This window comes from Ferviditalea candida, assembly GCF_035282765.1.
GTDB lineage: Bacteria > Bacillota > Bacilli > Paenibacillales > KCTC-25726 > Ferviditalea > Ferviditalea candida.
Genome location: NZ_JAYJLD010000078.1, coordinates 1 through 3,034, shown reverse-complemented (window position 1 = coordinate 3,034; position 3,034 = coordinate 1). Strand labels below are relative to the sequence as shown.

The 3,034-nt window shown below is 40.8% G+C and carries 3 protein-coding genes; all 3 read right to left on the bottom strand.

The features are described 5' to 3' along the window. Window positions 1-87: 87 nt before the first annotated feature. Window positions 88-1,332: an ATP-binding protein gene (locus VF724_RS21030; protein ID WP_371756193.1), complete on the bottom strand. Its 1,245-nt coding sequence runs from the start codon at window positions 1,330-1,332 to the stop codon at window positions 88-90. 39 nt (window positions 1,333-1,371) lie between these two features. Further along, window positions 1,372-2,016: a nucleotide-binding protein gene (locus tag VF724_RS21025; RefSeq protein WP_371756192.1), complete on the bottom strand. Its 645-nt coding sequence runs from the start codon at window positions 2,014-2,016 to the stop codon at window positions 1,372-1,374. A 612-nt stretch (window positions 2,017-2,628) separates the two neighbouring features. Next, complete coding sequence (locus tag VF724_RS21020) at window positions 2,629-2,805, bottom strand: hypothetical protein (RefSeq protein ID WP_371756191.1); 177 nt, start codon at window positions 2,803-2,805, stop codon at window positions 2,629-2,631. Window positions 2,806-3,034 lie beyond the last annotated feature (229 nt).

Below are 3,034 nucleotides of genomic sequence, written 5' to 3'. Positions count from 1 at the left end.
TCATGAATATCATGAGGAATCCAGCTAAGATAAAGAGGCTTTGCAGCTTTATCTACTAATAATTTACAAAGTATTAGCTGGCATTAGTCATGAATTATATAGCCAATCATTCCCGGGCTCAGCGTAAGGAAGCACCCTAAAATTATCTCGGTAGATCATTATTCCACCTGAATACTGATTCAGTAATCTCGTTTTTTCCGTCTCGTCTTCGTAACCTTTAATTTCCTTTAATCGTTTTGATGTTCTATTAAAAAAATAAAACTCAAACGATATCGGTCCAACTTGATCATCTGGAGATAACAATCTACCTTCCAGCTCACTGATTTTTTTATTTAATACGTCAGAATATTCTCTACCATCTTTACCTCTAATATAATAATGCGCATTCAGATTAAGCCCCACGACTTCTCCACTTATTTTATATGGGGCTTGTTCTAATAGTTTTTTATCAATACTTTCCGGCGTATACCTATAGAAATCCTTATTAATCGTGCGAATTTCAAGTGTGATTTGGAATCCTTGACTTGGTTTAAATGGGTTTATATATTTCATAAAATTCTGTCGATAAAAAGCTTCAAACTTCTTTTTATTCCATTCCTCGGGATCATAAAAATCTTTAATATGATAAATCTTAATCTTTACAAAAGATTCTCCGTAATTGCTTGGAATATCATTCGGATTTATTTTAAATAAATGAACCGTTACATCATCTAATTTATTTTTACTTGAATAATTAAATTTGTTCCAATTTATCATTAACAAACTTGCATCTTTTTTCCTTGAAAGTCTTGCTGTCGTGCCAGGAATGTGATGGAAATTCCAGTTTATTCTCTCTTGTGACCTTAAAAATCCTAGTTTTTTTTGCGAATATCTCACTTTCTTGCCAGGGAGACGACGGAAAGTCAAGTTCGTTTTTTCTTTCGACCTCGTTAATAAAACTAGCTTTTCCCCCAGCTTCATTGTTGCAAATCTACCTAAACCCTTTTCCCCCAGTGGTATTTTGTTGTTTTCATCATCATAATCATCCTCCTTTTGATCATGTATGTAATCAATTGATCTCTTTGCTTGCCTTCTTGAAATTCTTTCTTTTTTTTCTAACCTGTCAGTTGTTCCAATAACAAGATATTTGTTTAAAATATCATCTCTGGACATGCCTGAACCCTTATCTTCTATAGTTATTGTACGATTTTCTTGATCAATAATAATTTTTACTGAAGGGGATCCTGCATCATAAGCATTCTTTATAAGCTCTAATATTGCTACTGTCGAGCTACTGATTAATTGGTCCCCCAAGTGCGATAATAATCTAGCCATTGCTGAAAACTTAGTCAAAGAGCCCCCTCCTTTCTTGATAACCAATTTAGTTAAAACTTACTTAGGAACTCTGTAATCCTTAGATACTGTATACCCATGTAACCGAGCATTTTCAATACAATATTCCTTTCTAACGTATTCATTGCATGAAGCGCCTATTAATTTTCCATTACCTGAATAACGTTTCCAAATCCACTTGTTACTTGAATTCAGGGTAAACTCCCATTTCCCTTCAACAACAGGAAGAGTTTTATTCCCTAACTGTTTCATTTGCAATAACATTTGTCTCGAAACTGCTCCTAATGCTGCTTCAATGTTCTTATCTTTTCGGAATGCTTCATAAACTCCAGGTGTGATCCCTAAAATGTCGGTTGGTAGATGAAAGTCAATATCTTTGGGGATCACAAAGAAAACCCGGTCAAGACCTAATTTTCCAACAAACATCCCAAACTCTAGAATCAAGTTATCTCTTACAGTTCTATACTCTTGATTTCGTATTGTCGTTAAATCGTCGGGTGAAAATATGAATATCGCAAAGTCAATATCTTCAATCCTCGAAAGATCGTGCATTGTTGTACTCGACAGTTTAAAAACTCCCTGATTCCATATAACACTCTCGCAATCATAATCTAAAATAACTTGAAGCGCTCTAGCAATCTCCAAACTTTCAACAGAAGAACCTATAAAAACTCTTGGTTTCATTAAAACACCTTCCCTATACACCTTTCATTTCTAAAGACCCTAGCATAAACGTGTTACCCTGCTGCAGCATCTGCTAACAGGTCAGACGCTCCAGTGACCAGTGAACCACCAGGATTTCCCCAGCGTTTTTCTTCCCTGTCACCTCGCCGCAGCTTCTGCTGTCAAGTCGGCCGCTCCAGTGACCAGTGAACTTCCAGATATTCCCCAACGTTTTTTCTTTCCTATCACCTCGTTGCGGCATCTGTTGACAGGTCATACGCTCCAGTGACCAGCGAATCACCAAGAATTCGCCAGAGTTCTTCTTTACTGTCACCTTGTTGCAGCATATGCTGACAAGTCAGACGTTCCAATGCCCAGTGAACCGCCAGATATTCCCCAGCGTTTTTCTAGCTTGCCACCTCGCCGCAGCTTCTACTGTCAAGTCAGCTGATCCAGTGACCAGTGAACCGCCAGATATTCCCCAGCGTTTTTCTAGCCTGCCACCTCGCCACAGCTCCTGCTGACAAGTCAACCGCTCCAGTGACCAGTGAACCACCAGGATTTCCCCAGCGTTTTTCTAGCTTGCCACCTCGCCGCAGCTTCTACTGTCAAGTCAGACGCTCCGGTGTCCAGTCAACCGCCAGATATTCCCCAGCGTTTTCTTGCCTGCCATCTCGCCGCAGCTTCTGCTGACAAGTCAGCCGCTCCAGTGACCAGTGAACCGCCAGATATTCCCCAGCGTTTTTCTTGCCTGCCACCTTGCCGCAGCTTCTGCTGACAAGTCAGCCACTCCAGTGTCCAGTGAACCACCAGGATTTCCCCAGCGTTTTTCTTGCCTGCCATCTCGCCACAGCTTCTGCTGACAAGTCAGCCGCTCCAGTACCCAGTGAATCACCAGGATTTCCCCAGCGTTTTTTCTTTCCTGTCACCTCGTTGCGGTATCTGCTGACAGGTCAGACGCTCCGGTGTCCAGTCAACCGCCAGATATTCCCCAGCGTTTTCTTGCCTGCCATCTCGCTGCAGCTTCTGCTGACAAGTC